This window comes from Asaia sp. SF2.1 (genome assembly GCF_000505765.1).
Taxonomy (GTDB): Bacteria; Pseudomonadota; Alphaproteobacteria; order Acetobacterales; family Acetobacteraceae; genus Asaia; species Asaia bogorensis.
Genome location: NZ_AYXS01000050.1, coordinates 82,646 through 106,678 on the forward strand (window position 1 = coordinate 82,646; position 24,033 = coordinate 106,678).

Consider the following 24,033-nt stretch of genomic DNA (forward strand, 5'->3'; position numbering starts at 1 on the left):
GGCGCCGCGAGCCCAAGGGCGCTATCCCTGTTAGGCAGGGCGCACCGCGCTCCCCTGGCGGGCCAGCCGCATCAACACGATTGTCAGGCCGAGCGCTACAAGAGCAACGCCCCAGTTGACGGCATCGGTCTGTCCGCCCCTGAACAGAACGATGGCTACCAGCGCAGCATGAGCGAATGTAGCCAGCCAGAGCATGAGGGCCTCACCCCATGCGAAGGGCAACGCACCCAGCATCATCACCCAGAACACACCGTGATAAAGCCGGAATGCTCCGCCCTCACTCAAGGGGTGGGGAAGCACCAGCGAGACACAAAGCAGAAGGGCAATGGCTGTCATGCAGCCCGTGCAGCAACCGGTCGTCAGGCGGGACAGAAAGCGGGTTCCGCGCGTATCTGTCAGGCACCCCGTCGCCTTCTCCTTACGTCGGCGCACCGCAATCCAGAGCTTGCTGCCCGTATAGAACAGAAACGCGCCGGCGAAACCGAGAACGAGATAGGTCCAGCGTATCGGCGCCCCCCCGTAGCTGCCAAAATGCAGGGCAAAGAAACTGGTCAGCGCTGCAAACCCTGCCGACTGGTACCCCGGCAGATAAGCGCTCCACAGGATTTGGCCCGTATAGGGGTCGAATGTTGCAAACCCGCTGGTGGGACCCCGCATGACATGGGCGGGATCATGCCCTGAAACGCGCAAGACCGGGCCTGAACCGGGCGGCCCACCAGGGCGCGTGGAATAATCGAGCGTGTCAGGCACAAAACCCGGTGCGGTCTGGGCCAAATGCCGCAATATCTCTGCCGGAGCCAACAACACGGCCCCCTCTCCCGCGTGAAGCGGTGCAACCATGCCACCCATGCCCCGCCCACCGCCATGCCCCGCACCATGACGACCATGCGCGCTTGAACTCTGGGCATGGGAGAGAAACTCACCCTGCACCGTAAAAATCACGTCGTGGAAAGCAAAGACAACGGATGTCAGGGCCATGACGATGTGAAACGGCAAGGAGCAGAACCCGAGCAGATTATGCAGGTCCAGCCATTTGCGTCTGACGCTCCCCACCAGCCGCACGGCAAAAAGCGCCCGTGCCAGGGCCGGGATGAAAACGATGGTCCCTGACACCAGAGCCAGCGCATAGGCCAGCGCGATAAACCCCATCACGATCATGGCGGGCTCATGCGGCAAGGGTAGCCCCATGCGCTGATGAATCGTGTCAATCAGCTGGGCGACGGGCGAGGGTTTATGCGTTGTGGTTACAAGACCGCCCTGCGCATCGAGCGCCGCCAGCATCATGGCCGATGACCCGTGGCCATGATGCCCTTGGCCCAGTGGCCATACCAGACGCGCCGGATGGGTGGCATCGGGGCTGACAACAATGCTGTACTGGCGCCGAGCCTCAGGATAGACGGCAAAAGCCTTGTCGAGCAGATCCGGCACATGCTCGATGGAAACGGGGGCGGGCAGGTCGGGCCGGGGTGTCAGCCAGGATTCGAGCGCTGGCTCGAACATGCTGATGGCACCCGCGTAAAAGGCGATGAACAGGAAGAGCCCTGCCACCACACCGACCCAGCTATGAACCTCACGATAGACCGCCACGATATCAGCGCGCAGTTTCATGGCTGCTCACCCCCGAAAAACCCGGCAAGCAGCGTGTTGGCCAGCCATAGCAGACAGGCAATCCAGCCAAGGCCAAACCATGCCCCCAGGCCTGAGCGAAACAGGAAGCACAGGCTGAGGCAGATCACCCAGAGCAGCGCCGCCCCCCACATGAGAAATTGCGATGAGAGCATCATCGGATTGCCTGTGGCACCACAGAGATGCCCGGCCAGAACCATCGCCCCCAGTGCCAGTGCAGCACCGGGAATCAAACCGGCCAGCGTCTTGGCGAGCCAGCGGCGGTTATCGAGTTTCGCTCCCTTCATGGGCGCGCGCCCTTTCGCGCATGAAGCGCAACCCCAAGGGGGAGCAGGCTGAGCACAAGCATCAGCATCGCCACCGTCATGAAAACCCCGACAAGCCAGTCAGTCGCTGCCACAAACCCGACCAGCGAGAGCACCGAGAACAATGCGCCCGCCCCAAGGCAGGGGCGCGATGGGGGGCGCACCCGACACCATTGCTGTTGCCCACTGGCGAGGTAGAAAGCAGCGCCAGCGGCTACGGCCAGACAAAACCCGGCCAGGACCAGGCAGGGCGGGTAAAATCCTGCAAGGCCCGACAGGCTTGCCCCGCTCACCAGCGATATTCCAGACGCATGGTCAGGCTTCTGCCCTGACCATAATAGCAGGCAGAGACCGCCGTGCAGGTCGCCACGAAGCGCTTATTGGCGATATTGCGCATGTTGAGCGAGAAAGAGAGGCCATTATAGCGGGGTCGCGCCGCGCCGAAATCATAGCGCAGGAACATGTCATAGAGCGTATAGCCGGGTATGGAGAGCGTATTGGCCGTATCGCCATAGGAATGGCCCGTATAGCGCACGCCGCCGCCAAAACCGGCACCGCGCATCGGTCCATGCAGCAGGCGCTGATCGACAAAAAGGGAGGCCATCCATTTCGGGGCTTGAGGCATATAATTGCCAATCTGCGAAGCCGTGTTCGATTCCGTAATTTTGGCAGCGCTGCGCGTGCCGGTGAAAATAACCGCCATATCCCAGGGCAAGGTCGCACGGCCTTCAAGTTCAAGACCACGCACACGCATCTCACCCGTCTGCACAAGGCATGTCGCCGTGCCGCAAAGCTGACCGTTCGGCGCAGGGGTCGTCACATTCTGCTGCGTGATCTGATACCCGCCGAAAGTAACGTAAATGCTTTTTCCATACTGGTAACGCAGCCCGGCCTCATACTGGTCGCCTGTCGTCGGCTTGAAAGGCTTGTTATCAAGCGCTGTCGAAGGATCTGACACCTGCGGCTGGAAGGACGTGGCATAGCTGAAATAGGGCGCCAGACCGATTTTGGTGCGATAGACCGCGCCAGCACGCCAGGTGAAGCGGTCATTATCGTTCAGATAGCGCTTTTTGGTCAGAATATTGAGGGTATTGTCACGCGCCCAGTCCTGACGACCGCCGACCGTAATGTAGAGATTTTCGATCTTCATCTGGTCCTGGAAATACAGACCGTTCTGCTGCGATTCCGTGGCGCCATAGACCTGCGGCGCCAGACCGGCTGAATAACCGGTCGTGCCACGCGCCACCGGGTCGAAGATATTCAGCAGGGGCAGCACAAGCGCCGAATTGACCAGATCGCGCGAGCTTTCCCAGTTTGTGTAGAAATAATCCGTGCCGAACAGCAGCGTATGACGCACCATGCCTGTTCTGGCCCTGACCTCAAGCTGGGTATCTGTCGCCACGCCCTGCGAGCGCCCGCGTCCTTCGACAGCCCGTCGATTGACGGTCTGATAGGGCACGCATCCCTTGATGCTGGCGGTGCATTTCGTCAGCGTATCGCCCGAAAGTACCGTCGAGCGGTAAAGGTTATCCAGATAGGTGTAGCGCGTGTTGTTGCGCAGCGTGACGATATTGTTGAAGCGATGCTCAAGAAATGACCCCGTCAACACCTGTGTGCGATCAAAGGTATTCCAGTCGGGCTCGCCTATGTTTTCGTCATTGCGAATATAGCGTCCCTTGGACGGCACAAGCGTGCCGGTCATGGGCAGGAACTGGAAGGTCGAGCCGCCAGTGTCACGCTGATACTGCGCCAGCAGCGTCCAGCTCGACCCCGGCCCATAGGCCCATGTCAGGCTGGGCGAGACATAATACCGCCCGCTATTCACATCATTGACCTGCGTGCCGCCATAACGGGCCACCGCAACGATCCGTCCTCGCACCGTACCGGATTTGTTGAGTTTGCCGGAGACGTCACCCGAGGCCTGACCCTGCCAGTTGCCGAGCTTGGTATAGCCGATGGTCTGAAGGAAGAATTCGCCATGCGATTTCTCGGTCGGACGCTTGGTAGTGAGATTGACGATACCACCCGGCGCGGTCTGGCCATAAAGCGCCCCAGACGGCCCTTTCAACACCTCGATCTGCTGAAGGGCGAACGGATCGAACGATGTACGTGTCCATTGCCCGCCGGAAGGCAGACGAAGCCCATCGACAAAATTGTTGTTGGACGAAAAGCCGCCTGCCCCGAAGCCACGCACTGAAACCTCATCCACGCGATTATCCACGCCCGAGGGCTCAGCCTGCACACCCGCCATATAGGACAGCGCATCGGCAATGGTGGGAGAAGCGCGCAGCTCGATTTCCTCACGCGTGACGATCGAGATGGTCTGCGGTGACTCGATAATGGGGGTGCGTGTCTTGGTGGTTGCCCCTGCCTGAGACAGGCCCGTGGCCGAGACGACAATGATCTCGTCAGGTTTTTTCTTTTGAGCGGGCGTCGGTTTTGTCCGCAGGATCGATTGCGGCTGTGTGTCTGCTGCCTGTGCGGTTGTAAGAGAGGTCGCGCCTGCCAGAGCCAGGGCGACAAGACCGGTGATCCTGCGCATTGTTTCAAATTCAACATCATAATGGTGGGCCAATAACTGGCGCTGAATTTGTGCGATTGCGAATCATTGTCAATTCATTAATGTCTTGTGAGTCAGGTTTCGCGGGTCAGGTGACACCGACAAGCCACACTGCTTACACGCAGAGGTGTCGCAGCCTGATCCGAGCAAGCCCGGATCTCCCAATATCCATTCCGGTCGGCTCGGGCACAGATCATGTCTCGAACAAAGCTCGATAAATGCCCCCTTGCCTCTCATTTCGAGCACTGAACAGCATGAATGACCACATGAATACGTTGGGTGAAGGACCAGTCCGTGCCCGACATGCAGACTGCACCGCGCTCAGATGAGACGATTCCTTCTTTCCATTTCGACATGTGTTACCTGAAGACGTGAAACGAATTGAATCGGATAAAAAATAATATCGCAGGCCGTTTGCTGTAACAGAGTTAGCTCTTATGAAATAAGATTTGCTTCAAATGATTTCACATAGACCACATCTTGGGTTTCACACATGTTTAATTATCAACGATGCTGAAATATCAACGATTCTAGCAGTTCTTTCTTAAATTATCCCCAAGAGGCAACTTTTTATCTTGTTGACACAAACAGGGAAAATGTTATCCGTTTCCAAACTTATTGGAATCGGTACGAGATGAAAAAAGTCAGACTGAACCTGGACAAATTTATTTGCCCGCACAAAGCGTCGTGCGATTCCGTCTATGAAGTCGTGAAACGTTTCTACATCGCAAGGAAATATAAGAAGTCTTTGCACCTATCACTCATGGCTTACAAATTATTTGGCAACGCCAAAGACGAGTACCAACATCCAAAATTTCTTAAAGAGGCCTACCGAGCTTCTTTGGAGATTGCGCCTAACTCCAGCCATCAAAAGATCAAACGTATGCTAGCCAGAAATCTACCAAAAGGAGATCAATGCGTTATTATCTTGGCAAATAGAGTAAGAGACAGAAAATATCCTAAGTAATAATTGTATTGCGCTTTCGAGGTATATAATAATTGAAGACTGCGTATCCAGTGCACATTCATATATTGTATAAGTCATTGCATGTTTGATCATATGTATGATGCTAAGTATATATCAACTAAAGACTATTAGTATATTATACAAAAATAAATCTTTTCCTGTGTTTTAGAGTGCTACGCCAATAAATCGAGGCATGATGCGTCACTGTTGCGCAGTGCGACTGACAGCATGTTCATGCCAGCACCAGTAAGATCCTTCTCAGAAGAAAGGAAGGCTGCAATGCATATGGCAGTCATTGGCGGCGGATACGTCGGTTTGGTAACCGCTACCTGTTTCGCCGAATTCGGTATCGAAGTCCGCGTTGTTGAGACCCATCCGGAGCGCTTGGCCATGCTTCAGAGCGGTCAAATTCCGATTTACGAGCCTGGATTACAATCGATGGCGGCCGCAAACGTCGCAGCTGGAAGACTCTCTTTTGGCAACAGTGTGAATGATGCCGTAGCCGGTGCTGCGGCAGCGTTCATCGCTGTGGGCACCCCTCCGGATGAGGATACCGGGCGGGCTGACCTTACTAAAGTGATCGAAGCATGCTTGCAGATCGTTCATGCTGCCACCGACTATATCGTCATTACCACAAAATCGACCGTTCCTGTCGGAACGGGGAAAAAACTTGCCAAGCTGGCCCGCGAGGCGCGTCCTGACCTTGATTTCGATATTGCCTCAAATCCGGAGTTCCTGCGTGAGGGCTCAGCGATCGGCGATTTCATGCGCCCCGATCGCGTTGTGATCGGCCTTGAGGCCGGCAAACCAGGAGGCACGTCGCGCGCCGAAGAGATCATGCGACGCCTATATCGCCCACTTTACCTTATTGAGGCGCCAATCCTCTTCACCGATCTCGAATCGGCCGAGCTCATTAAATATGCAGCCAACGCCTTTCTCGCGATGAAAATCTCATTCATCAACGAGATGGCTGATCTGTGTGAAAAAACCGGCGCCAATGTGCACGCCATTGCCCGTGGCGTCGGACTGGACGGTCGAATCGGCACTAAATTTTTGCATGCCGGTCCTGGGTTTGGTGGATCGTGCTTCCCTAAAGACACCTTGGCGCTGAGCCATATAGCTCGCGATGCAGGTGTGCCATCGCGGCTGGTCGACGCGACGATTCAGATTAACACGGAGCGCAAGAACTCGATGGCTGAGCGCATCCTGGAAGCCATCGGCCACACCAGGCAACAAGGTTGTACCATCGCCATTCTTGGCCTCGCGTTCAAACCAAACACCGATGATATGCGAGATGCGCCGTCGATCCCGATCCTCCATCGACTGCACGAGGAAGGCCTGACCATCAAGGCATTCGATCCTGTCAGCATGTCTGCGGCCAAGCCACTACTACCCGCAGATGTTATTTTTGGAAAAGATGCTATCGAGACGGCAACCGGAGCCGATGCTCTGGTTGTCCTGACTGAGTGGAACGAGTTCCGTGCCCTTGATCCGCGCACTCTGCGCTCGATCATGCACGGCAACACGATTGTCGACCTGCGCAATATCTGGGATCCGCAGGCCATGGCAAAGCACGGGTTCCTTTACCAAAGCGTCGGACGACCAACCCCCTAAAGCCCAGATATCGCACTCAGCAGGCATTACGCAGCCAACGCTTCAGCTCAACCGGAGCTCGCCTTTCCATGACCGCCCCTGCCCCGACCCCACCATACATACGCTCTCTTCTCTGCCTTATCATCAAGAATGAACGGCAGGATCTGCTTGAACTGATTGCGCATCACTGCCTGATCGGCTTTGAAAGGATCGTCATCTATGACAACGAGAGTGACGACGGCACGGCTGAGGTCATTGAGGATGCCGCCAAGCATTTTCCGGTTGAGCGGATACTCTGGCAGAATAACCGCGCGCCGATACCGGGTCTGACCAAACAAGGTGCCGCTTATACGCATTGTATCACAGAATGGCGCGATCGGGCAGAATGGATATGCTTCCTGGACGGCGACGAATTCCTCATCCCACCGCCAGGTGCGCAGCTCAACGATCTGCTTGACCGACATGCAGATCAAGACGCCTTCGCGATTAACTGGATGACGTTTGGTTCATCCAATCTTGAGAGTAGCGCAGGCCGGTTGGTGCTGGAAGCTTTCACGGGACGCGGCGCCGGCGATCGTGGCGTCAATCAACACGTGAAGATATTTTTCCGCCCGAATAAAGCTGGACGCGTCCTCAACCCCCACTATGTCGTGACCGAGAAACCCGCTGTTTCGGTCGATGGCAGACCTGTTCAATGGATGACCGAAGGAGTGGTGGCACCAGGCACGATCGTACAGGGTGACTGGCGTATCCATCATTATATCATCCGCAGTCGGGAGCACTGGACACGCCGTCTTGCACGCAGGCAGCCTGGTGGCCAAGCTCGCGACTGGGAAACATTTAAGGGCAACGATGCCAGTGAGATACCTGATTACCGTGCGCTTGCCTCAGCGCGCAAGGTTCATCAACGCCTGACAGAGCTGGGCTATACTTACAGGTCGGTTCCGACAGATGGCAGTGCCCTCCCGCTCACCTCGCCAGTTCAGTGTACGATTGATGAAGTAAGTGCGACTGTCATTCGGGGCTGGGCATACAACCCGCAGCATGAAGAGCCCACCGGACTGATCTTTCGTATTGATGGCCAAGCCCTACCGGAAATTTCCTGCACCGATATTCGACCGGATGTGGCTGCCACGGAACTGCGCCGCGAGAAAGTTGGCTTCCATATGCTAATGCCGTCGCGATACCTTGATGGCAGCCCACATACCCTCACGGTAACCGACACCGATGGCCAGAGAATACTGTTCATTCACAATCAGCGGCGGCTGGAGTCCAAGAGATTCAAGGTCAACGGCGCACCTGAGGTGATCAGCATGATTGACAGCCCGGCTGATGGTTGCCTGCGAGGCTGGGTTGCAGCCGCACCACATTGTCGTCCGGGACATTTCCAGACCCGCCAGCATATCAAGATCACACACAACAATCAGATCGTGGCAACCGGCATCGCAAACATAGCCAGACCCGACGTCGCTGCCGCGCACGATATTGATCGCCACTGCGGCTTCGCGATTGAGATACCGCTCGAATTTCGCCAAGGACCTCCAAAAACCTATCGCATCAGCCTGATGCCCGAAGATATCGATTTAAACGGTAGTCCGATCACCGCCGACCTGGATAACAGTAGTTATGGCAACGTGATCGCACGCATCTCCGCCATGCTGGATGACTGCTCGGAGCATCTGCGCAGAGCTGGTCGTCGAAGCCGCAAAGAGATTTAGGATAAGATCGCAGCTGTGCGAGACTTTGCAACAGCACAGATCCCCACGAGCGGACTAAGTATCACGAACTATGAGCCTTGGTTCGTCCTGCACCAGCAATCGATCCAACAACGTAGTCGACGGCGACGTCGCAGCGGCCCACTGGTATCCATTGTCTGCCCGGTGTATCGCCCCGCCCCCGAGCATTTCCGCTCGGCCATCTTGTCCCTGATGAACCAGACCTATCAGGATATCGAAATTCTTCTTTGTGACGACGGCGGCAAGGATCAGGCCGTAATCGATGTCATGGCAGAGCTTGCCCAGAGCGATTCACGCATTCGCTTCGTCGTGAATAGTGAGAATCGGGGCATCTCCGAGACGACCAATACCTGCCTCGACATGGCGACCGGTGAATGGGTCGCTTTCTTCGATCATGATGATCTGCTTGTTCCCCACGCAATCGAGGTCATGGTTGCCGCTGACCGTACAGGCCATGCCAACCTTATCTATTCAGATGAGGACAAGATCGACGATGCGGGAAACCTCTCTGAGCCGATGCTTAAACCGGCCTGGAACTACCGATATCTGCTTGGTGTCAATTACATCAATCACCTGACTATGATCCGCAGGGACATCCTGGATAAAGCTGGGCGACTTGATAGCGCGTTCAACGGTGCACAGGACCATGACTTTCTGCTTCGCTGCATTGAGTTCTGCTCACCACGCAGCATCGTGCATGTGCCAGCCGTCCTCTACCACTGGCGCAAAACGAGTTCTTCAACCGCATCCTCCATCGAGGCTAAGCCTTACGCAATCGCAGCTGGTGTCCGCGCTGTTCAAGCCCACCTTCATCGACGAAAAATTGCAGCAACGGTTTATAGCTATGGGCCTCGCACTTTTTATCGAGTGCAGGCTGATGTCGCGCCGCAGCAGAAAGTTGCCATTGTCATCCCTTACAAGGATCAGATGCACTTCACGCGCAAATGCGTGGAACGCCTTCTCAGACATAGCAAACGCCATGACATTCATATTTTTCTCGTTAATAACGGTTCAACCACACAAGATGCCACCAAATTTGCAGATGAAGTCAAATCTAATTGTCGCGTAACAATTCTCGAATACGACAGACCTTTTAACTACTCAGCAATCAATAATTTCGCTGTATCTATCGTACCGAAAGAATACGAGAACCTTATCCTCATGAACAACGACCTGTTCGTCAGCGATGATGACTGGCTCGACACTCTGATGGGGGAGATGGTTATCGATCCTACAGTGGGCATCGTCGGGGGTAAGTATCTGTTCGAAAACCGGACTGTGCAGCATTGCGGCGTTATTCTCGGTTTTGGAGGTGTGGCCGGACACGCCTTCGCTCATGAATCAGAATATTTCCCGGGCTATGGCGCCCGGGGCTTCATCACGCATCAGGTCTCTGCGGTGACTGCCGCTTGCCTTCTGATTCGTCGAGACATTTTCGACGCTATTGGGGGCTTCGATGAGAAAGACCTCACTGTCGCCTTCAACGACATTGATTTGTGTATCAAGGCGACGCAGGCTGGGTGGAAAATCATACTCACCCCGGACTTCGTGGCGGAACACCATGAATCTATCAGTCGCGGTCTTGAAGACAGCCCCAAGAAAATCGCGCGATTTGCCCGGGAACAACGCGCCATGAAGCGACGCTGGAAGAATATTCTGGGTCATGACCCATTCTTCCATCCGGCATTTGCCCGCGAGGGGCGTACGTTTCACGATCTCCACGCGCCTGCGATGGGGCAACGTCAAAAAGCCACCATACTGACGGCAGGTTCCTAGCCATGATGAAGCAACTCGCTTCACGCCGCCCCCTGATCCCGCGCCGATCCCTTTTCTGCGGCGCGGCCTGCACGGGCTTGGCAGGAATAGTTAACGCGCAAGGCCGCACGAATGCACGCAAGAACCCGATCGTTGCCTTGGGTGGTCTCCCCGGGTTTGATAAGCTAACCGATCCCGCGTCGCTTGCCAGATTGCGCGGCAATTCTCGTTTCAAACTTTACATCCACAACTCGGCGTGGCTCCGGCTGAATGATGCGCAACGACGTTCCGTCATCGCAAATAGTGGGGCAGCAGGCGTCAGCCCAGACATTGAGCTAGGTGGCTGGCCTGACCCTAAACACTGGTTCGACCACGAGTGGAAAAGGGATTATGCTTCTTTTCGCTTCCAACCCCGCCGCGGGCACGTCAATATCAACAAATGGAATACGTGGGGCGACTACACGACAATTGCCCGCGAAAACGGTTTTATTTCTTTGGCGCCGGTTGTCACCCCAAATCACGGACAATATGTGCGAGGTATGCTCTCGAGCGCCCCATACTGGAGTCTTTTCAGAGAAGCCTGCCGCCTCGGCGGCGGTGTTACGGCAGATATTCCGGTCGACTTCTATTTCCATCAACCGGAGGCGTATCGAACGTTCATTGCCGATGAGATCATCTGGGCAAAGACTTCCAATCTGTGGACCACTGCCATTCTGTCCCCGGGTGCAGCTTCACGAGATACCTTCATGAATCTATTGATGAGACAGGTCGCTGACTTGGCTGCCAGGGGTGCCTATCCAGACGAATATGTCGTCGAGAACTACAACACCATAAGCAAGCCCGGCATAGCTGAGCTCGCCGACGGTGATCTCCCCAATACACTCAATCACGCGGCCCTCTGGCTTCTCATCAACACCTGATACCTGCTAGAAGCAGGCGTTATCCTCATAATCCGGTAACCAACGATCCGCTTACGTCATGCGACGACGCGTCGCCTTGAGCATCGATAGTACCCTTGCCAACCATGCATCAATCCACCTGTCACGCTTACCTCAATCGCGGTATTGCAACTGGCCTGGCTGACACCCGGGTCATACTTTACGGTAAGTCCGGTCCCTGGAATCGCATTCTCCCCGAGGCCGTGTGGATCGGGAAATCGGAAGGGGCGCAGGCAAGGTTCAGGTTATTTCGTTTCAGGCAGACATCATGGATCACGCAATCGAGGCCGTCCGGCGTTTCAACCGCTTTTTTGTCCAGCATGTCGGTGCGCTGGATGCGCATTTTGCAGGGTCGGACATCACCCTCGCCGAAGCGCGTCTGATTTTCGAGATTGCGCGTCTGGAACACATACAGGGCACGCCCGTAACCGCCGCCGCATTGCAAAACTCCCTGCAGATCGACCGGGGGCAACTCAGCCGCATGATCGGCCGCCTGACCCGCTGTAACCTGATCCATCGCGATTGCCCTGAACATGACAGGCGTCTACGCCCGATTACACTTACCCCAGGCGGGCGTGAGATGCTCTCGGGCCTTGAGGAGCGCGTTCAGGGAGCTATTCGGACCACGCTGGCGGCCCTCGACCCCCTTTCGCGCTACGACCTCGTGACATCGCTCACCCATGCACGTTTTCTGCTGGCACCATCAGCCGACGCGTCTTTGACCCTGCGTGCCCCCCGACCCGGGGAAGTCAGCCTTATCGCCTCCCGTCAATCAGCGCTGTATGCACAAAGCCATGGCTGGGGACACAAGCTTGAATGTCTGATTGCCGAGACGGCATCACGCTTTCTGAGCGGGTTCGACCCGACACGTGAAGCCTGCTGGGTTGCCGATCTCGATCAGGTCATGGCCGGTGCCGTTTTCCTAACCGATGAAGGCGATGGTGTTGCCCGTTTGCGATTGCTGCATGTCGAGCCGTTTGCCCGCAGGCGAGGCATTGGCGATGCACTTGTGCAGCAATGTCTCGCTTTCGCCCATGAAAAGCACTACCGGCGCGTTATCCTGTGGACCCATACTGTGCTCGAAAATGCCCGTCGTCTTTACGCAAGAAACGGTTTTTCCTGCGTTGCGACCGCACCGCATGATCTGTTTGGCGTCCCCCTGCAGGGCGAGGACTGGATTTGCGAACTGATCACGCCTGACGCACAGACAAACAAGAAGCTCTGACGGTCTTGCAAGACAAGATATCAGGCCTCCTGGCCCCATCCCTCGCGCACGATATGACGCCCGTTATTCCGCTTCGGGCATACGCAGAACAAGAAAGCCCGGCTTGCCCTTCAGATAGGTTTGCAGCGGCGTATCCACGACTTTCATATTGGCCTTGAGCGATGAGGCATTACGGAACCAGAGCGTCCCGTCTTTCCAGATAGCAAGGCCGGTATGGGTTACGTCCAGACCAGGCAGGGCGGTATAAATACCGATCACATCGCCTGTATGGATTTTTCTGGCAATTTGCGGGGTAAGCGCCTCAGGCGGCAGCCATGCAATATCACGCGGGTGAATGGCGAGCCCCTTGATATAGACCCCGCCATCATCACGCTGATTCAGGTTTTTGCGCGTGACATGCGACTGCGATGACAAATCGCGCGTCATGTCACGGGCATTATGCGGTGCAAGCGCCACCCAGTCTGTCAGGAAATGCCGCCGGTTCAGATAGGTAACCTTACCATCGCGATAACGGGTTTTCTCAAGCACTGCGACAAACCCGGCCTCGTTACTGGAAAGCGAAAGTGCGCGCACAAGATCGATGAACGTGTAGCAATCGACCCCGTCAAAACGAATGACCAAACGCTCCGGTGTGTCGACACCACCAATCAGTGTATTGGCGATATAGGGCGTCCCGAGAAACAGCGCCGAAACCGTCGAGATACGATGCGTGAAACCTGCCGGGTCGACAGGCCGCGCCGGGACCTCAGCGCCTATCTGCGCTTCAATTTGGCCCAGCCTCGCCTGATCGGCAGGCGCGAAAGCTGTGTCGGCAGCCTGCGCGCTCAAGGGCAGAGAGGTCGCCATGCAGAGTCCCGCACATATCCTGACAACCCGTCCTGTTTGCGCCGAAAAACCCATTACAGCCCCCAATTCTTTGCACGATAATCCAGTGCGACAAGCTACCAGAAAAATCCGGACCCTATGGAATCGGACCGGCTCTCAAGCCCTGCCGCTTATAGTCGTTGATCTCTGCGGACCAATGGTAACGATAGCCTTGTCGATCCTGCGGATTCTACCCGGGCTGAAACTGCCCGCCCGCAGATTGCCCTCGATATCCTCCAGCGACAAACCGGCCGTTTCCGGCACAAGGCGATAAACGAAGACAAAGGACAGGAAATTGATTCCGGCATAGATCCACATCGTTGCGCCAATGCCAACTGCCTGCACCAGAGTGAGTGCTGTTCCGGTCACGAGCAGATTACTGCCCCAGAGCATCGCCGCATGCAGCGCCGTCGCCGGGCCGCGCATACCAAGCGGAAACAGCTCTGCCCCCAGCAGCCAGCCACAGATCTGGATACCGCCCGAATTAAACATCATGAAAAGCAGGAGGAAAGCCACAGTGGCGAGCGCGCCAAAACCCTGATGACTGCCCGACATGAAAGAAATGCCAAGCCCGATCAGACTGATGACCGAGCCCGGAATCATGATCAGCATCAGACGACGACGCCCGACGCGATCAACCAGAAAACACCCAGCCAGGGTGACGATGGCATAAACGAAAGCCACCCCGACGCTGGCCAGAAGGGCCGCATTTTTTCCAAACCCGGCATCGGACAGGAAGGTGGGAGAATAATAGATCATCATCTCCAGCCCGCCACATTGCGTGAAGAAAGCCACCCCCAGAGCAGCGATCAGCGCGGGGCGTGCCCAGGGCTGCGCCAACCCGGCCCAGCCGGAATTCACGGGATTGATTGACTGCCGGATACGCTCGATCTGGGTAAGCTCCTGCTGAATATCGAGCTTCGTATGTCGCACCCGTTCAAGAATACGCGCTGCCGCCGTCAGGCCCCGCTTTTCGGCAATCCAGCGCGGGCTGGCCGGCATGAACAGCATGACCATAAAAACCAGACCTGCCGGGATGGAAGCGACCGACGCCATACGGCGCCATGACCAGACATCGTGGTAATAATATCCAACGATATTCGCCAGAACGATCCCGACCCCGATCGCCACATTGAAGGTGGTGACCAGCGTGCCGCGATAACGGCTTGGCGATAATTCGGAAATGTACATGGGCACAACCTGCGTGGAACCTCCCACCGCGATGCCCAGCAGGAAACGTGCAGCGACAAGGCTGCCGATACTCGGGGCCATCGAGCACAAAATCGCCCCCAGGGCGAACAGGAACAGCACGACAAGGACGGTTTTCTTGCGGCCCAGATGCTCCGATGACCAGCTCGTGACCAGCGCCCCCACGACTGCGCCAGCAAGTATGGAGGCCGTCACGATTTCCTGCTGCGTGTGCGACAGCCCGAATTCACGCGTCATGAGCAAAAGCGCCCCAGAAATCACACCGGTATCATAGCCGTAAAGCCCACCGCATACTGCGGCGGCAAAAGAGGCCACCGCGAGAATGAGCCATGCGGACCGCCCCGGTGAGGTCTGCTCGACAATCGCCTCGATGCCAGCACGATCGGTATCACCCATGCCGGGCTGCCGCTGCTTTTTCATTCTTTTTCCCCCTTCTTCCGGGCGCGCGCCATCCTTCATGCCCAGGCCTGGCAACGATCGGGGTCGTTACCGGCTCGACAGCATGGGCGCAGCCCGCCGCATGGCGCAGGCCTTGTCGGCCCGCATACACGAAGCATGTCGTTTCAGTATTCCGGAAAAATCAGACCGGGCTGAACGCTGACAAGGGGGGCACACAAGGCCCCCCCATGCGCTCAGGAAAGCGCGATGAACAATCGCGCTTCAGCTCATCCAGTTGCCGCCATCGATATTATAGGTTTGCGAGACGATATAATCGGCATCCTTCGAGGCCAGAAACACCGCAAGCCCCCCAATCTCGTCAGGACGCGCCATACGTCCGAACGGTACCGATGCGCCAACGATCCGCTTCTTTTCACCAAGAGGCAGGTTCTCGTACTGGGCAAAGCGGCGGTCCACGTCATCCCAGTGCTCGTTATCGACCACGCCCGGTGCAATGGCATTGACGTTGATGCCGTATTTGATGAGATCGAGCCCGGTGCTCTGGGTGAGAGAAATCACGGCTGCCTTCGAGGCGCAGTAGATCGCCACCAGTGGCTCGCCACGGCGACCGGCCTGCGAGGCAAAATTGATGATCTTGCCGCCATGACCCTGCGCGATCATCTGGCGTGCGACCGCCTGAAGCGTGAAAAGCAGCCCTTCGACATTGACGGCAAACACGCGATGGTAGCTTTCGCGCGTAATCTCGACCGTCGGAGCGAGATCGAACAGACCGGCATTATTGACCAGAATATCGATACGGCCATAACGCGCGATAATGGCCGCCAGTGCGGCATCGATGGACTCCTGTCGGGTTACATCGAGTGCAACGCCAAGATGATCGGCACCGAGTTCGGCGGCGGCGCCGATCGCACCTGCCTCGTTCAGGTCACCGATAACAACGTGCGCACCTTCGCGTGCATAGCGCTCGGCAAGAGCGCGGCCGATACCGCGTGCGGCACCCGTAATAAGCGCAACACGATCCTGCAATGGCTTGCCCTGAGGGGCGGTGGTGGCATTCATGTCGTGATTCCTATGGTCATCGGATGATGACGGATGGGTAAGTTGAGTCAGGTAAAGTCAGACAGGCTGTGCTGGCCTTGCGGGGTCCTTGTTTCTCCAGGTCCCCGCACCAGGCACACGATTCAAAGCGTCTCGTAACGTTCGAGCACGTCGCGAACCGACCGGATCAGAAGAGCCCGAGGCTCGGCGGCAAGCGCACCCGATTTCACGCGCTCGAAAAGCCGGGGCAGATACTGGCTGATCATGGTTTCAGGAATGGATATTTGTTCAAGCGACTGGATCAGCGCTGTCACGGCCTGTTCGGCGGCCGGTTCGGGCCAGTAATAGCGGATTCGGTCGCTATAGCTGAAATGGCGCAGGATGCGCTGCTCCATCGCATCGCCATGATAATGGCTCTGCCAGTTGGCAGGCGCATCGAGCATGGTCTTTTCCATTGTCCCGACCAGCGAGACCGCCTGTGGGTCGATGAAGCCACGTATGGCGTCCAGCCCGTAAAGCGTCTCGCGCAAGGCAAAGCTCAGCTCCGGCCCGACCTTCAGGATACAGAACCCGTCCTGCTTCAGTCGTGCCAGCGCCGTGCCCGGCTGATAGTCGGTCGAATGTGCCTCGAAAACCAGACCCGGCAGACGAGCCAATGTGGCAACAAGCGCGCTGGCCTGCTCGGGCTGATAAATGACCACATCCTCATGGCCAAACTCCACACCGGGCTGCACCACGATGCCAATCACGCGCGACCAGGCCTCGGGCACCGCCTCGCGAAAGGCTTTTTCATGCACCTGATAGGTTGCACGAACCGCTTCCGGTGTGGTGGGCGTAACGTGATCGAGGGCTTCGGTCGCCCCGCCCGGTGTGGGAATTTCCGTACCGATCACATAGACGGACCGCCCCGGTGCGACGGATTCGGCTCGCTTGGCCAGCATCACGGCCCGCTCTGCCACAATGGCATCAGGCAGATGCTCGGCCTCACCCTTGCAACCCATGCTGGCGTCGAGATGCAGCTTGGTAAATCCTGCCTCGGCAAAAGCCGCAATCATGTCGGAGGCTTTTTGCAGGGCCTGTTCTGCCGGAAGCGACTTCCACGGATTGGGACCGAGATGATCCCCGCCCAGAATGATCTGCTCACGCGCAAAGCCCAGCCGATCGGCGATACCGTATACGTAATCGCGAAAATCGGCAGGCGTCATGCCGGTATAGCCGCCCTCCTGATTGACCTGATTGCAGGTCGCCTCAATCAGCACGGCCTTGCCATGCGATGCCGCATGAAGAAGGGCGGCCTCAATGACAAGCGGATGAGCCGAGCATACCGAGGTGACAGCTATCTTGTCGCCCTGATCGAAACGCGCCCGCAATGTCGAGATGAGCGAACCGGTCATGCTTTTTCTCCCGTGTTCTGGCCTGCAATAAGCTGATCGAGCGCCGCGAAATCGGACGTACCTTCCATCGGGCCGAAAAACGAAACGGCCCTCGCCCCGGAGGCACAGGCATAGCGCAACGAGTCTTCGCGCGTCTTGCCGAGCAGGCGGCATGTGACATAGGTCGCGCCAAAGCAGTCACCCGCGCCTGTCGGGTCGATTTCCTGCGCTGGAAACGGCGCACCATGGACGGTCTTGTCGGCGCAAAAGCAGGTCGCGCCCTCACTGCCCTGTTTGAGCACGATTTCAGAAACACCCATGTCGAGGATCTCGGCAATGGCGGCCTCCTGCGTGGTGCCACTGCTGAACAGGAGCAGCTCGGGACCGCTTGGCAGGAAGATGTCGCATTCCTGAAGCATCAATTGCAGGGCTGCCCGCATATCGGGGATGTCGAGCATTTCCTTGCGGATATTCGGGTCGAATGAAACGGTTCCACCCTGCGCCTTGACCTGATGCACAGCGGTCGTCACGGCATCGATGATCGGGAAGGAAAACAGTGAGGACCCCATGACATGGACATGGGTCGCGCGCTTGAGCAGTCCACGCGCTGCCTCGTGGAGGCCCGTTTGCGAGCAGGCAGACTGGCGGATGTTATAGACGAAATCGCGACTGCCATCGGGCCGGTAGCGCACAAACGCACTGCCTGTTGCAAAACTGTCCACGCTCAGAATGGCGGAAACATCGACACCATCACGCCTCAGGCGCTCGATATTGAGCGTGCCGAAATCATCACGCCCGACCGCCGAGACAATACCGCACTCCACACCCAGACGAGCGACCTGATCAATGAAGATCGCCGGTGCGCCCGAAGGGTAAGGCCCCTTGAGGGCCATCGGTTCAAGAAAACCCGTCCCCTGGGTCTCGGCCATGATCTCGACCACAATCTCACCGATTGTGATGATGCAACGCGGCGCGTCCGGGGACTGGTCCATCAGAAAACTGGATGCCATGATCGGTTATCCATCGCAGGGGAAGACAGAAGGTAAGAAAAAGGGCCCAGCGGGGTGCTCAGCCGGAGGGTGCGGTGTCATCTGCAAAAACCGACCAGTCCTCACACAGCACCGCGCCATCGGGCGGTGTGCCCCCATGCAGAACCGACATGGTTTTGCGCCAGGCCAGAACATGACCATCCTCGTCCGACCGATCGAGACGGTCAGTCAGCAAAAAGACCTGCCGCGCCCGGATGATGGCACTCTCCAGACAGCTGCCTGTCTGATCGAGACAGGTGAAACCCCGCTTGCTGATCTGGGCTGCCGAAATGACCGCAAGATCCAGATCATAGAAAGACAAGGCATGATCGGCAGCGGGGCTGATCAGCGGGTATCCCAGCCGGTCATACTCGCCACCTAGCAACGAAACCGCCGCATCGCTGGTCCGGCTCGCCATATGGTAGGTTTCGAAGCTGTTGACGACGAAACGCAGGTTTTCGGCCGTCGCATAGACCGGCACGAAAGAAGCGGCCTGGGTGTTATCCAGAAAAACGCACTGCCCTGGCTTGAGCCTGAAAGCAACAGCGCGCGCCAGGGCCCGGGCCTCATACAGGGTGGGCCCCTCATCCAGAGGCGCATCGACAGCATAATCGTGAGCCGGCTGAGCACCACCATTTGTTCTGATGACGAGATTCTGGCTTTGCAGATAGGCAAGGTCTGACCTTATCGTCACCATGGAAACGTCGAACTGACTCGCCAGCGCCTCGGTCCGTATGAATCCGGCGCGCCTTACGGCATCGACAATTCCCAGACGGCGTTTGAGAGTCGCGCTGTTCACGCCCATCGACATGGTCAAGAATCTTTCAAAACGAAAACCTATCTTTCGTTTTGTAAGTCATCGTCTTTTGCTTGTCAGCAGTTAAGACGGGCCATCACAGGTTTGTGTCAGGATATGCACATTGGTCCGTTATCATCGGGTCAACCGCTGAGCCGAAAACCACCCTATCGCCCTGCGCCTCGAACGCTCAGAAGCCCCTTGATTGCCGCATGCTGTAACAGCAGGATCGTCTTGGCATCCAGAATACGTCCGTCATCGATCATGCGCAGGGCTTCAGGGAACGCGACTTCCATCACATCGATTTCCTCACCCTCTCCCTCCAGGCCGCCGCCCGGCCCGATCCGCATCCCGGGCCTGTAAGCCCCGGTGAAGAAATGGATGCGCTCGGTCACCGATCCGGGGCTCATATAATAGCACCCTATGGGGGTTATCTCACCAATCTCGACTCCCATTTCCTCACCAACCTCACGGCGCATGGCGGTGGCCGGGTCATCCTGATCGAGCAGGCCACCGCAAACCTCAATCAGATCCTCACGATGCCCTGTGACATACGCTGGAAATCGGAACTGTCGGGTAAGCAGGACCACCTGCCTCTCGTCATCGTAAAGCAGGATCGCGGCCCCATCGCCACGATCATACGTCTCTCGCGTAAAGACCTGAGTCGTGCCGTTCCTGCGTCGATAGCTCAGCGTGTAACGTGTCAAAACGCCCCAGTCATTGGCCAGAAGCCGGGTCGAGAGGATCGTGATACGATCATCTGGACATTTGCCGGGCACAACCTCGTCACCAAAGCGATCAGGCTTGTCAGGAGGCGTTCCTGTCATGGCGATCAATCCCTCTGCCCGACTCTGCGTGTCACGGCCTGCGCCCGCAAGCTCACATCCCCTACCCTGCCCGGGATCGGACATCCGGGTGAGAACAACCTTCGCACACCCTGCCTCGCATAGGGAACTCGGGGCTGCATGGCATGGATAGGAAACAGGTCTGACGCGGCATATCGAGGGCCGGTTGGCCGCATCGCGGCGATGGAAAGGCTCAGACTGTCTCGTGCGTCGAGCCGGGATGACCGGCCCCCGGTGGCATAACGGTCGCGACTGCACCGGGAAGCATGACGCCGGGTGCCGCACTATCGGCAACAGGTTTGCGGCTGCGTACCAGCCAGTAGCAGATACCGAGAGACAGGACCGAGGCCGACAGCGCCAGAACCCCCATGACATCCACTGCGCTCAGGTCGAGCACGATGAATTTGCGCACGGTCGCCATCATGCCGATCAGCAGTACGGAACGCATCCTGACCAGGCTATGAGAGGGTGTATCCGGTGCAACGAGAATGGAATGTTTGAACTCCAGCGCAATCAGCACTGTAAAGCAAAGGCCGAACAGCGATTGCAGGACAGCCGGGTTGGATGGAACCAGCGTTGCCGAGCGCACCATCTCGAAAACAGCATAGACGACATGCACAAGCCCAAGCGTCGCCACGGCCATGACGCAGAGCGTGAGAATCAGCATGGCGCATTCCTCGAACAGATCGAAGAGCGTTGAGACCTTGAAGAAACCGGGGATACTTTTGATCATGGGCTGTCGATAATATCTTGGTGAGGAGTAAGCCCTCACTCTTACCAGAGCCGCAAAGACACATCACCAGCAGAATAGTTGTCTTTTCGTAATATCACCCGCGTGATATGAAAATAATATTCAAAATATAAACATGATAAATTTTATGTTTTACTATCATAATATAGATAATATATTTTTATACATCAAAATCATAATAATGACCCTTTCCTGTCTTTGAACAAACCTTACAGAGCCGTCATTCTCGAGGCTTCCAGCCTTACGCGTTGCACGGTTCCGGCTTGGGACAATCGCTTCGGAGGAGGGCATCCGGCGCCACTCTGAAGCACAACAGGCACGACCTGCATTTCCCTCCAGATGTCCGGGGCGTTTTCTCCCTCTTGCCAAAGACAGGTGTTGCGGTGGAAATCGCTCACCATGCGCAAACTCGACCCCTTTCTGCTCAGTCTGATCGCCGCCATCGTGCTGGCCACCTTCCTCCCCTGCTCGGGGCCTGTGGCGGTCATCCTTTCGAAACTGACCACATTGCTTATCGCCCTGATGTTCTTTCTGCAGGGCGCGAGGCTCAAGCCCGAGGCCGTGCTGGAAAGCGTACGTGACTGGCGGCTTCAGGGCAGCGTGCTGTCCTGCACGTTTCTGCTCTTTCCCGTGCTGGGTCTTGTGCTTCATGCCCTCATGCCGGGTCTGCTCAAGCCCGATATGTGGCATGGGGTGCTTTTTCTGTGCTGCCTGCCCTCAACCGTGCAGAGCTCGATTGCGCTGACCTCTATCGCGAGAGGCAATGTGCCTGCCTCGATCTGTGCAGCCACGTTGTCGAACCTGCTCGGTATTGTGGCCACGCCTGTTCTGGTTGGGCTGATCGTGCAGAAAGGCAATATCTGGTCGGCCCACGCCATTGTGGATATCGCAACCCAGCTTCTGCTGCCCTTCGGCATCGGGCAATTGCTGCACAAGCGCCTTGGGGCCTGGGCGCACCGCAACAAGAAACTGCTCTCGCTCAGCGATCGCGGCTCCATCGTGCTGGTGGTCTATACGGCGTTCAGCCATGCCGTGGTGGAAGGAATCTGGCATCGCGTATCGCTCCCTGACCTTGCCCTGACCGCCGGGCTCGATATCGTGCTTCTGGGGCTGGTTCTGCTCCTGTCGCGCCTGATGGGCCGTGCTCTTGGCTTTTCGGAAGAAAGCAGCATCTCGCTCATGCTCTGCGGCTCGAAGAAGTCGCTCGCCACCGGTGTGCCGATGGCCAATATCCTGTTTCCGATGTCCGTGGTCGGCACGGTCGTGCTGCCCCTCATGATGTATCACCAGATCCAGCTTTTCGTTTGCACGTTGCTGGCTCGACGCCTGGCCTCTCGTCCAGAGGCGTAACGCACAGATACCAGGCGCAGGGCTGGAGCGGCGCTTCCTATCCGGACGCCGTCACCCGCACGCCTTTCCTTACCGCTCTTTCATGGGAAACGCTGGCGACATCAGGGGTTAACCCTCTCATGCGCCGGTTTTGCGACATCACGGCAACGTGATAGCAAAACGCCCCGTCGTTTCGAGTGAAGAAGGAAAGCCTGTGATCAAGCAAGACTATGTGCACTCCATGTCGAGACTTCTCGCATGGTTCGACTGGCTCCCGCCATCAGTGGCGTCAACACTCCTGCTGGTTGCCGCCGCGCTCATTGCCCTGCTTTTCAGTCGCCTGATTACCGAGGCGTTGCCGCGTCTGCCGGGACTGCGTCGCATCGCCTTCATTCACGAGACAATCGCCAGGCTGCAAAATCATGTGCGCCTGCTGCTGATGATCGTGGCGGCCTCTGCAGCCCTGCCGGCCACGACGGGTTTTGCCCCCACCACCATCCAGTTTCTGGCGCATTTCTTCGCTTTTGCCGTGATCATCACCATCGGTTTCGGGCTGATCAAGGCGTTCCGCTTCGGCACTGACAAATATCTCGATCGCATCGCCAACCGCGAGCATGTGGATGACATCACGGTTCGCTCGCATCAGACCCAGATCCGCATCCTGCGCCGCCTGATCGAGATTACCTGCGGGGTGATCACCGTGGGTGCCGCGCTCATGGTGTTCGAATCCGTGCGTCAGTATGGCGTGTCGCTGTTCGCCTCGGCAGGTGCCGCCTCACTGGTCGTCGGTCTCTCGGCCCGTCCTGCCCTGTCCAACCTCATTGCAGGCATCCAGATTGCCATCACCCAGCCCATACGCATGGAGGATATGCTGATCCTCAATGGTGACTGGGCCTATGTGGAAGAGATCAACGCGACCTACGTGGTGCTGCGTACATGGGATCGCCGACGCTATATTGTCCCCATTGCCTATTTCCTTGAGAACCCGTTCCAGAACTGGACGCACAGCTCTCCTTCGCTCATCGGCTCGCTGTTCTTGTGGCTCGATTATCAGACGCCGGTCGATGAGGTCCGTCGCCTCTTTCACGAAGAGCTTGAGAAATCTCCCGACTGGGACCGCGACATGAGTTCGGTTGGCTGTCAGGTGGCTGACAGCAATGCGCAGGTGATCTCCATCCGCCTCATTGCGGGTGCTTTTGACGCCAATGGCATGTGGAATCTCTGCTGCGACCTGCGCGAGCGCCTGCTTAAGCGCCTGCGTGAGGAACTCCCGCAAGCCCTGCCACGTGGCCGGACGGCTATCGTGCCCGGCGCACCCGCTGAGCCTGCCTGGCCTGACTCGCTGGTATCACCTCCGGTCAACCGGCCCGGTCCGGGCGGCGTCATGGGCAGTGGCCAGTATAACGGGCCCGATATCCAGACACGCCGCTGACCCTGACCGCTGCGACACTGGTTGACGTCGAACAGGATCAGACACGCGTTCCATAAGGATCAGCGCTTCATCAGCGGCGCTGATCATCACGCCACAGGCCCTGATGAAGGCTCACCGAGGCGCCCTTGGGATAAATCCTTCGTGAGGCCAACATGCCTCACCGGCAGTTTCCCAGCATAACACGCACTCTTCACGGGGCCCGGCGTGAAAAATGATGGTTTTCGATCAGTTTTTCACCCTGCCGCGACAGACGTTCTGCCTAGG

The 24,033-nt window shown here is 57.2% G+C and carries 19 protein-coding genes; 7 read left to right on the forward strand and 12 right to left on the reverse strand.

Features of this window, described 5'->3' with window-relative positions:
- Nucleotides 1–30: 30 nt before the first annotated feature.
- The 4 genes from P792_RS34745 to P792_RS34760 are packed head-to-tail and all read right to left on the reverse strand — an operon-like array spanning nucleotide 31 to nucleotide 4,473.
- Nucleotides 31–1,608 (reverse strand): PepSY domain-containing protein, encoded by a 1,578-nt coding sequence (locus P792_RS34745; RefSeq protein WP_023979894.1) that lies wholly within the window; start codon nucleotides 1,606–1,608, stop codon nucleotides 31–33.
- Nucleotides 1,605–1,913 (reverse strand): hypothetical protein, encoded by a 309-nt coding sequence (locus P792_RS34750; protein WP_023979895.1) that lies wholly within the window; start codon nucleotides 1,911–1,913, stop codon nucleotides 1,605–1,607. Before P792_RS34750 ends, P792_RS34745 begins: the two co-directional genes overlap by 4 nt.
- Nucleotides 1,910–2,224, reverse strand: coding sequence for a hypothetical protein (locus P792_RS34755; RefSeq protein ID WP_023979896.1), 315 nt, complete (start codon nucleotides 2,222–2,224; stop codon nucleotides 1,910–1,912). Before P792_RS34755 ends, P792_RS34750 begins: the two co-directional genes overlap by 4 nt.
- Complete coding sequence (locus P792_RS34760) at nucleotides 2,221–4,473, reverse strand: TonB-dependent siderophore receptor (protein WP_031241647.1); 2,253 nt, start codon at nucleotides 4,471–4,473, stop codon at nucleotides 2,221–2,223. Before P792_RS34760 ends, P792_RS34755 begins: the two co-directional genes overlap by 4 nt.
- A gap of 1,264 nt (nucleotides 4,474–5,737) precedes the next feature.
- Here P792_RS34760 and P792_RS34765 point away from each other — a divergent pair.
- The 5 genes from P792_RS34765 to P792_RS34780 all read left to right on the forward strand — a co-directional run bounded on the left by P792_RS34765 (nucleotide 5,738) and on the right by P792_RS34780 (nucleotide 12,705).
- Nucleotides 5,738–7,072 (forward strand): UDP-glucose/GDP-mannose dehydrogenase family protein, encoded by a 1,335-nt coding sequence (locus tag P792_RS34765; RefSeq protein WP_023979898.1) that lies wholly within the window; start codon nucleotides 5,738–5,740, stop codon nucleotides 7,070–7,072.
- 68 nt (nucleotides 7,073–7,140) lie between these two features.
- Complete coding sequence (locus P792_RS36240; protein WP_023979899.1) at nucleotides 7,141–8,769, forward strand: glycosyltransferase family 2 protein; 1,629 nt, start codon at nucleotides 7,141–7,143, stop codon at nucleotides 8,767–8,769.
- 15 nt (nucleotides 8,770–8,784) lie between these two features.
- On the forward strand, nucleotides 8,785–10,563 hold the full coding sequence (locus tag P792_RS34770) for a glycosyltransferase (RefSeq protein WP_023979900.1): 1,779 nt from the start codon (nucleotides 8,785–8,787) through the stop codon (nucleotides 10,561–10,563).
- A 2-nt stretch (nucleotides 10,564–10,565) separates the two neighbouring features.
- Nucleotides 10,566–11,462 carry a hypothetical protein gene (locus tag P792_RS34775; protein WP_023979901.1) on the forward strand — a complete coding sequence of 299 codons (897 nt, stop codon included), beginning with the start codon at nucleotides 10,566–10,568 and terminating at the stop codon, nucleotides 11,460–11,462.
- Nucleotides 11,463–11,748: 286 nt separating this feature from the next.
- Nucleotides 11,749–12,705: a bifunctional helix-turn-helix transcriptional regulator/GNAT family N-acetyltransferase gene (locus P792_RS34780; protein WP_023979902.1), complete on the forward strand. Its 957-nt coding sequence runs from the start codon at nucleotides 11,749–11,751 to the stop codon at nucleotides 12,703–12,705.
- Nucleotides 12,706–12,768: 63 nt separating this feature from the next.
- Here P792_RS34780 and P792_RS34785 read toward each other — a convergent pair whose 3' ends face one another.
- The 8 genes from P792_RS34785 to P792_RS34820 all read right to left on the reverse strand — a co-directional run bounded on the left by P792_RS34785 (nucleotide 12,769) and on the right by P792_RS34820 (nucleotide 20,990).
- A complete protein-coding gene (locus tag P792_RS34785) occupies nucleotides 12,769–13,551 on the reverse strand; it encodes a DUF1460 domain-containing protein (RefSeq protein WP_023979903.1) in 783 nt (260 codons plus the stop codon).
- Between the two features lie 135 nt (nucleotides 13,552–13,686).
- Complete coding sequence (locus P792_RS34790) at nucleotides 13,687–15,198, reverse strand: sugar porter family MFS transporter (protein ID WP_051395968.1); 1,512 nt, start codon at nucleotides 15,196–15,198, stop codon at nucleotides 13,687–13,689.
- 240 nt (nucleotides 15,199–15,438) lie between these two features.
- Nucleotides 15,439–16,236, reverse strand: coding sequence for an L-iditol 2-dehydrogenase (locus tag P792_RS34795; RefSeq protein ID WP_023979905.1), 798 nt, complete (start codon nucleotides 16,234–16,236; stop codon nucleotides 15,439–15,441).
- A 122-nt stretch (nucleotides 16,237–16,358) separates the two neighbouring features.
- Nucleotides 16,359–17,609 (reverse strand): D-tagatose-bisphosphate aldolase, class II, non-catalytic subunit, encoded by a 1,251-nt coding sequence (locus P792_RS34800; protein WP_023979906.1) that lies wholly within the window; start codon nucleotides 17,607–17,609, stop codon nucleotides 16,359–16,361.
- On the reverse strand, nucleotides 17,606–18,598 hold the full coding sequence (locus tag P792_RS34805) for a sugar kinase (RefSeq protein WP_081866880.1): 993 nt from the start codon (nucleotides 18,596–18,598) through the stop codon (nucleotides 17,606–17,608). The genes P792_RS34800 and P792_RS34805 overlap by 4 nt, the downstream gene beginning before the upstream one ends.
- Before the next feature lie 58 nt (nucleotides 18,599–18,656).
- Nucleotides 18,657–19,427, reverse strand: coding sequence for a DeoR/GlpR family DNA-binding transcription regulator (locus P792_RS36245; RefSeq protein WP_023979908.1), 771 nt, complete (start codon nucleotides 19,425–19,427; stop codon nucleotides 18,657–18,659).
- A gap of 152 nt (nucleotides 19,428–19,579) precedes the next feature.
- Nucleotides 19,580–20,239, reverse strand: coding sequence for an NUDIX domain-containing protein (locus P792_RS34815; RefSeq protein ID WP_023979909.1), 660 nt, complete (start codon nucleotides 20,237–20,239; stop codon nucleotides 19,580–19,582).
- A gap of 211 nt (nucleotides 20,240–20,450) precedes the next feature.
- Nucleotides 20,451–20,990 (reverse strand): phosphate-starvation-inducible PsiE family protein, encoded by a 540-nt coding sequence (locus P792_RS34820; protein WP_023979910.1) that lies wholly within the window; start codon nucleotides 20,988–20,990, stop codon nucleotides 20,451–20,453.
- Nucleotides 20,991–21,407: 417 nt separating this feature from the next.
- Between P792_RS34820 and P792_RS34825 the strand changes: the two genes are divergently transcribed.
- Entirely contained in the window at nucleotides 21,408–22,358 is a 951-nt protein-coding gene (locus P792_RS34825) for a bile acid:sodium symporter family protein (RefSeq protein WP_023979911.1), read from the forward strand.
- Between the two features lie 220 nt (nucleotides 22,359–22,578).
- Nucleotides 22,579–23,769 carry a mechanosensitive ion channel family protein gene (locus P792_RS34830; RefSeq protein WP_031241656.1) on the forward strand — a complete coding sequence of 397 codons (1,191 nt, stop codon included), beginning with the start codon at nucleotides 22,579–22,581 and terminating at the stop codon, nucleotides 23,767–23,769.
- Nucleotides 23,770–24,033: the final 264 nt, after the last annotated feature.

Bases quoted from the DNA above. Each gene is read 5' to 3' on its own strand.
- P792_RS34775 (WP_023979901.1), top strand. From the start codon at position 10,566: ATGATGAAGCAACTCGCTTCACGCCGCCCCCTGATCCCGCGCCGATCC.
- P792_RS34795 (WP_023979905.1), bottom strand. From the start codon at position 16,236: ATGAATGCCACCACCGCCCCTCAGGGCAAGCCATTGCAGGATCGTGTT.
- P792_RS34815 (WP_023979909.1), bottom strand. From the start codon at position 20,239: ATGACAGGAACGCCTCCTGACAAGCCTGATCGCTTTGGTGACGAGGTT.
- P792_RS34760 (WP_031241647.1), bottom strand. From the start codon at position 4,473: ATGCGCAGGATCACCGGTCTTGTCGCCCTGGCTCTGGCAGGCGCGACC.
- P792_RS34745 (WP_023979894.1), bottom strand. From the start codon at position 1,608: ATGAAACTGCGCGCTGATATCGTGGCGGTCTATCGTGAGGTTCATAGC.
- P792_RS34790 (WP_051395968.1), bottom strand. From the start codon at position 15,198: ATGAAAAAGCAGCGGCAGCCCGGCATGGGTGATACCGATCGTGCTGGC.
- P792_RS34785 (WP_023979903.1), bottom strand. From the start codon at position 13,551: ATGGCGACCTCTCTGCCCTTGAGCGCGCAGGCTGCCGACACAGCTTTC.
- P792_RS34765 (WP_023979898.1), top strand. From the start codon at position 5,738: ATGCATATGGCAGTCATTGGCGGCGGATACGTCGGTTTGGTAACCGCT.
- P792_RS34805 (WP_081866880.1), bottom strand. From the start codon at position 18,598: ATGGCATCCAGTTTTCTGATGGACCAGTCCCCGGACGCGCCGCGTTGC.
- P792_RS34825 (WP_023979911.1), top strand. From the start codon at position 21,408: ATGCGCAAACTCGACCCCTTTCTGCTCAGTCTGATCGCCGCCATCGTG.
- P792_RS34820 (WP_023979910.1), bottom strand. From the start codon at position 20,990: ATGATCAAAAGTATCCCCGGTTTCTTCAAGGTCTCAACGCTCTTCGAT.
- P792_RS34750 (WP_023979895.1), bottom strand. From the start codon at position 1,913: ATGAAGGGAGCGAAACTCGATAACCGCCGCTGGCTCGCCAAGACGCTG.
- P792_RS36240 (WP_023979899.1), top strand. From the start codon at position 7,141: ATGACCGCCCCTGCCCCGACCCCACCATACATACGCTCTCTTCTCTGC.
- P792_RS34800 (WP_023979906.1), bottom strand. From the start codon at position 17,609: ATGACCGGTTCGCTCATCTCGACATTGCGGGCGCGTTTCGATCAGGGC.
- P792_RS34830 (WP_031241656.1), top strand. From the start codon at position 22,579: ATGTCGAGACTTCTCGCATGGTTCGACTGGCTCCCGCCATCAGTGGCG.
- P792_RS36245 (WP_023979908.1), bottom strand. From the start codon at position 19,427: ATGTCGATGGGCGTGAACAGCGCGACTCTCAAACGCCGTCTGGGAATT.
- P792_RS34780 (WP_023979902.1), top strand. From the start codon at position 11,749: ATGGATCACGCAATCGAGGCCGTCCGGCGTTTCAACCGCTTTTTTGTC.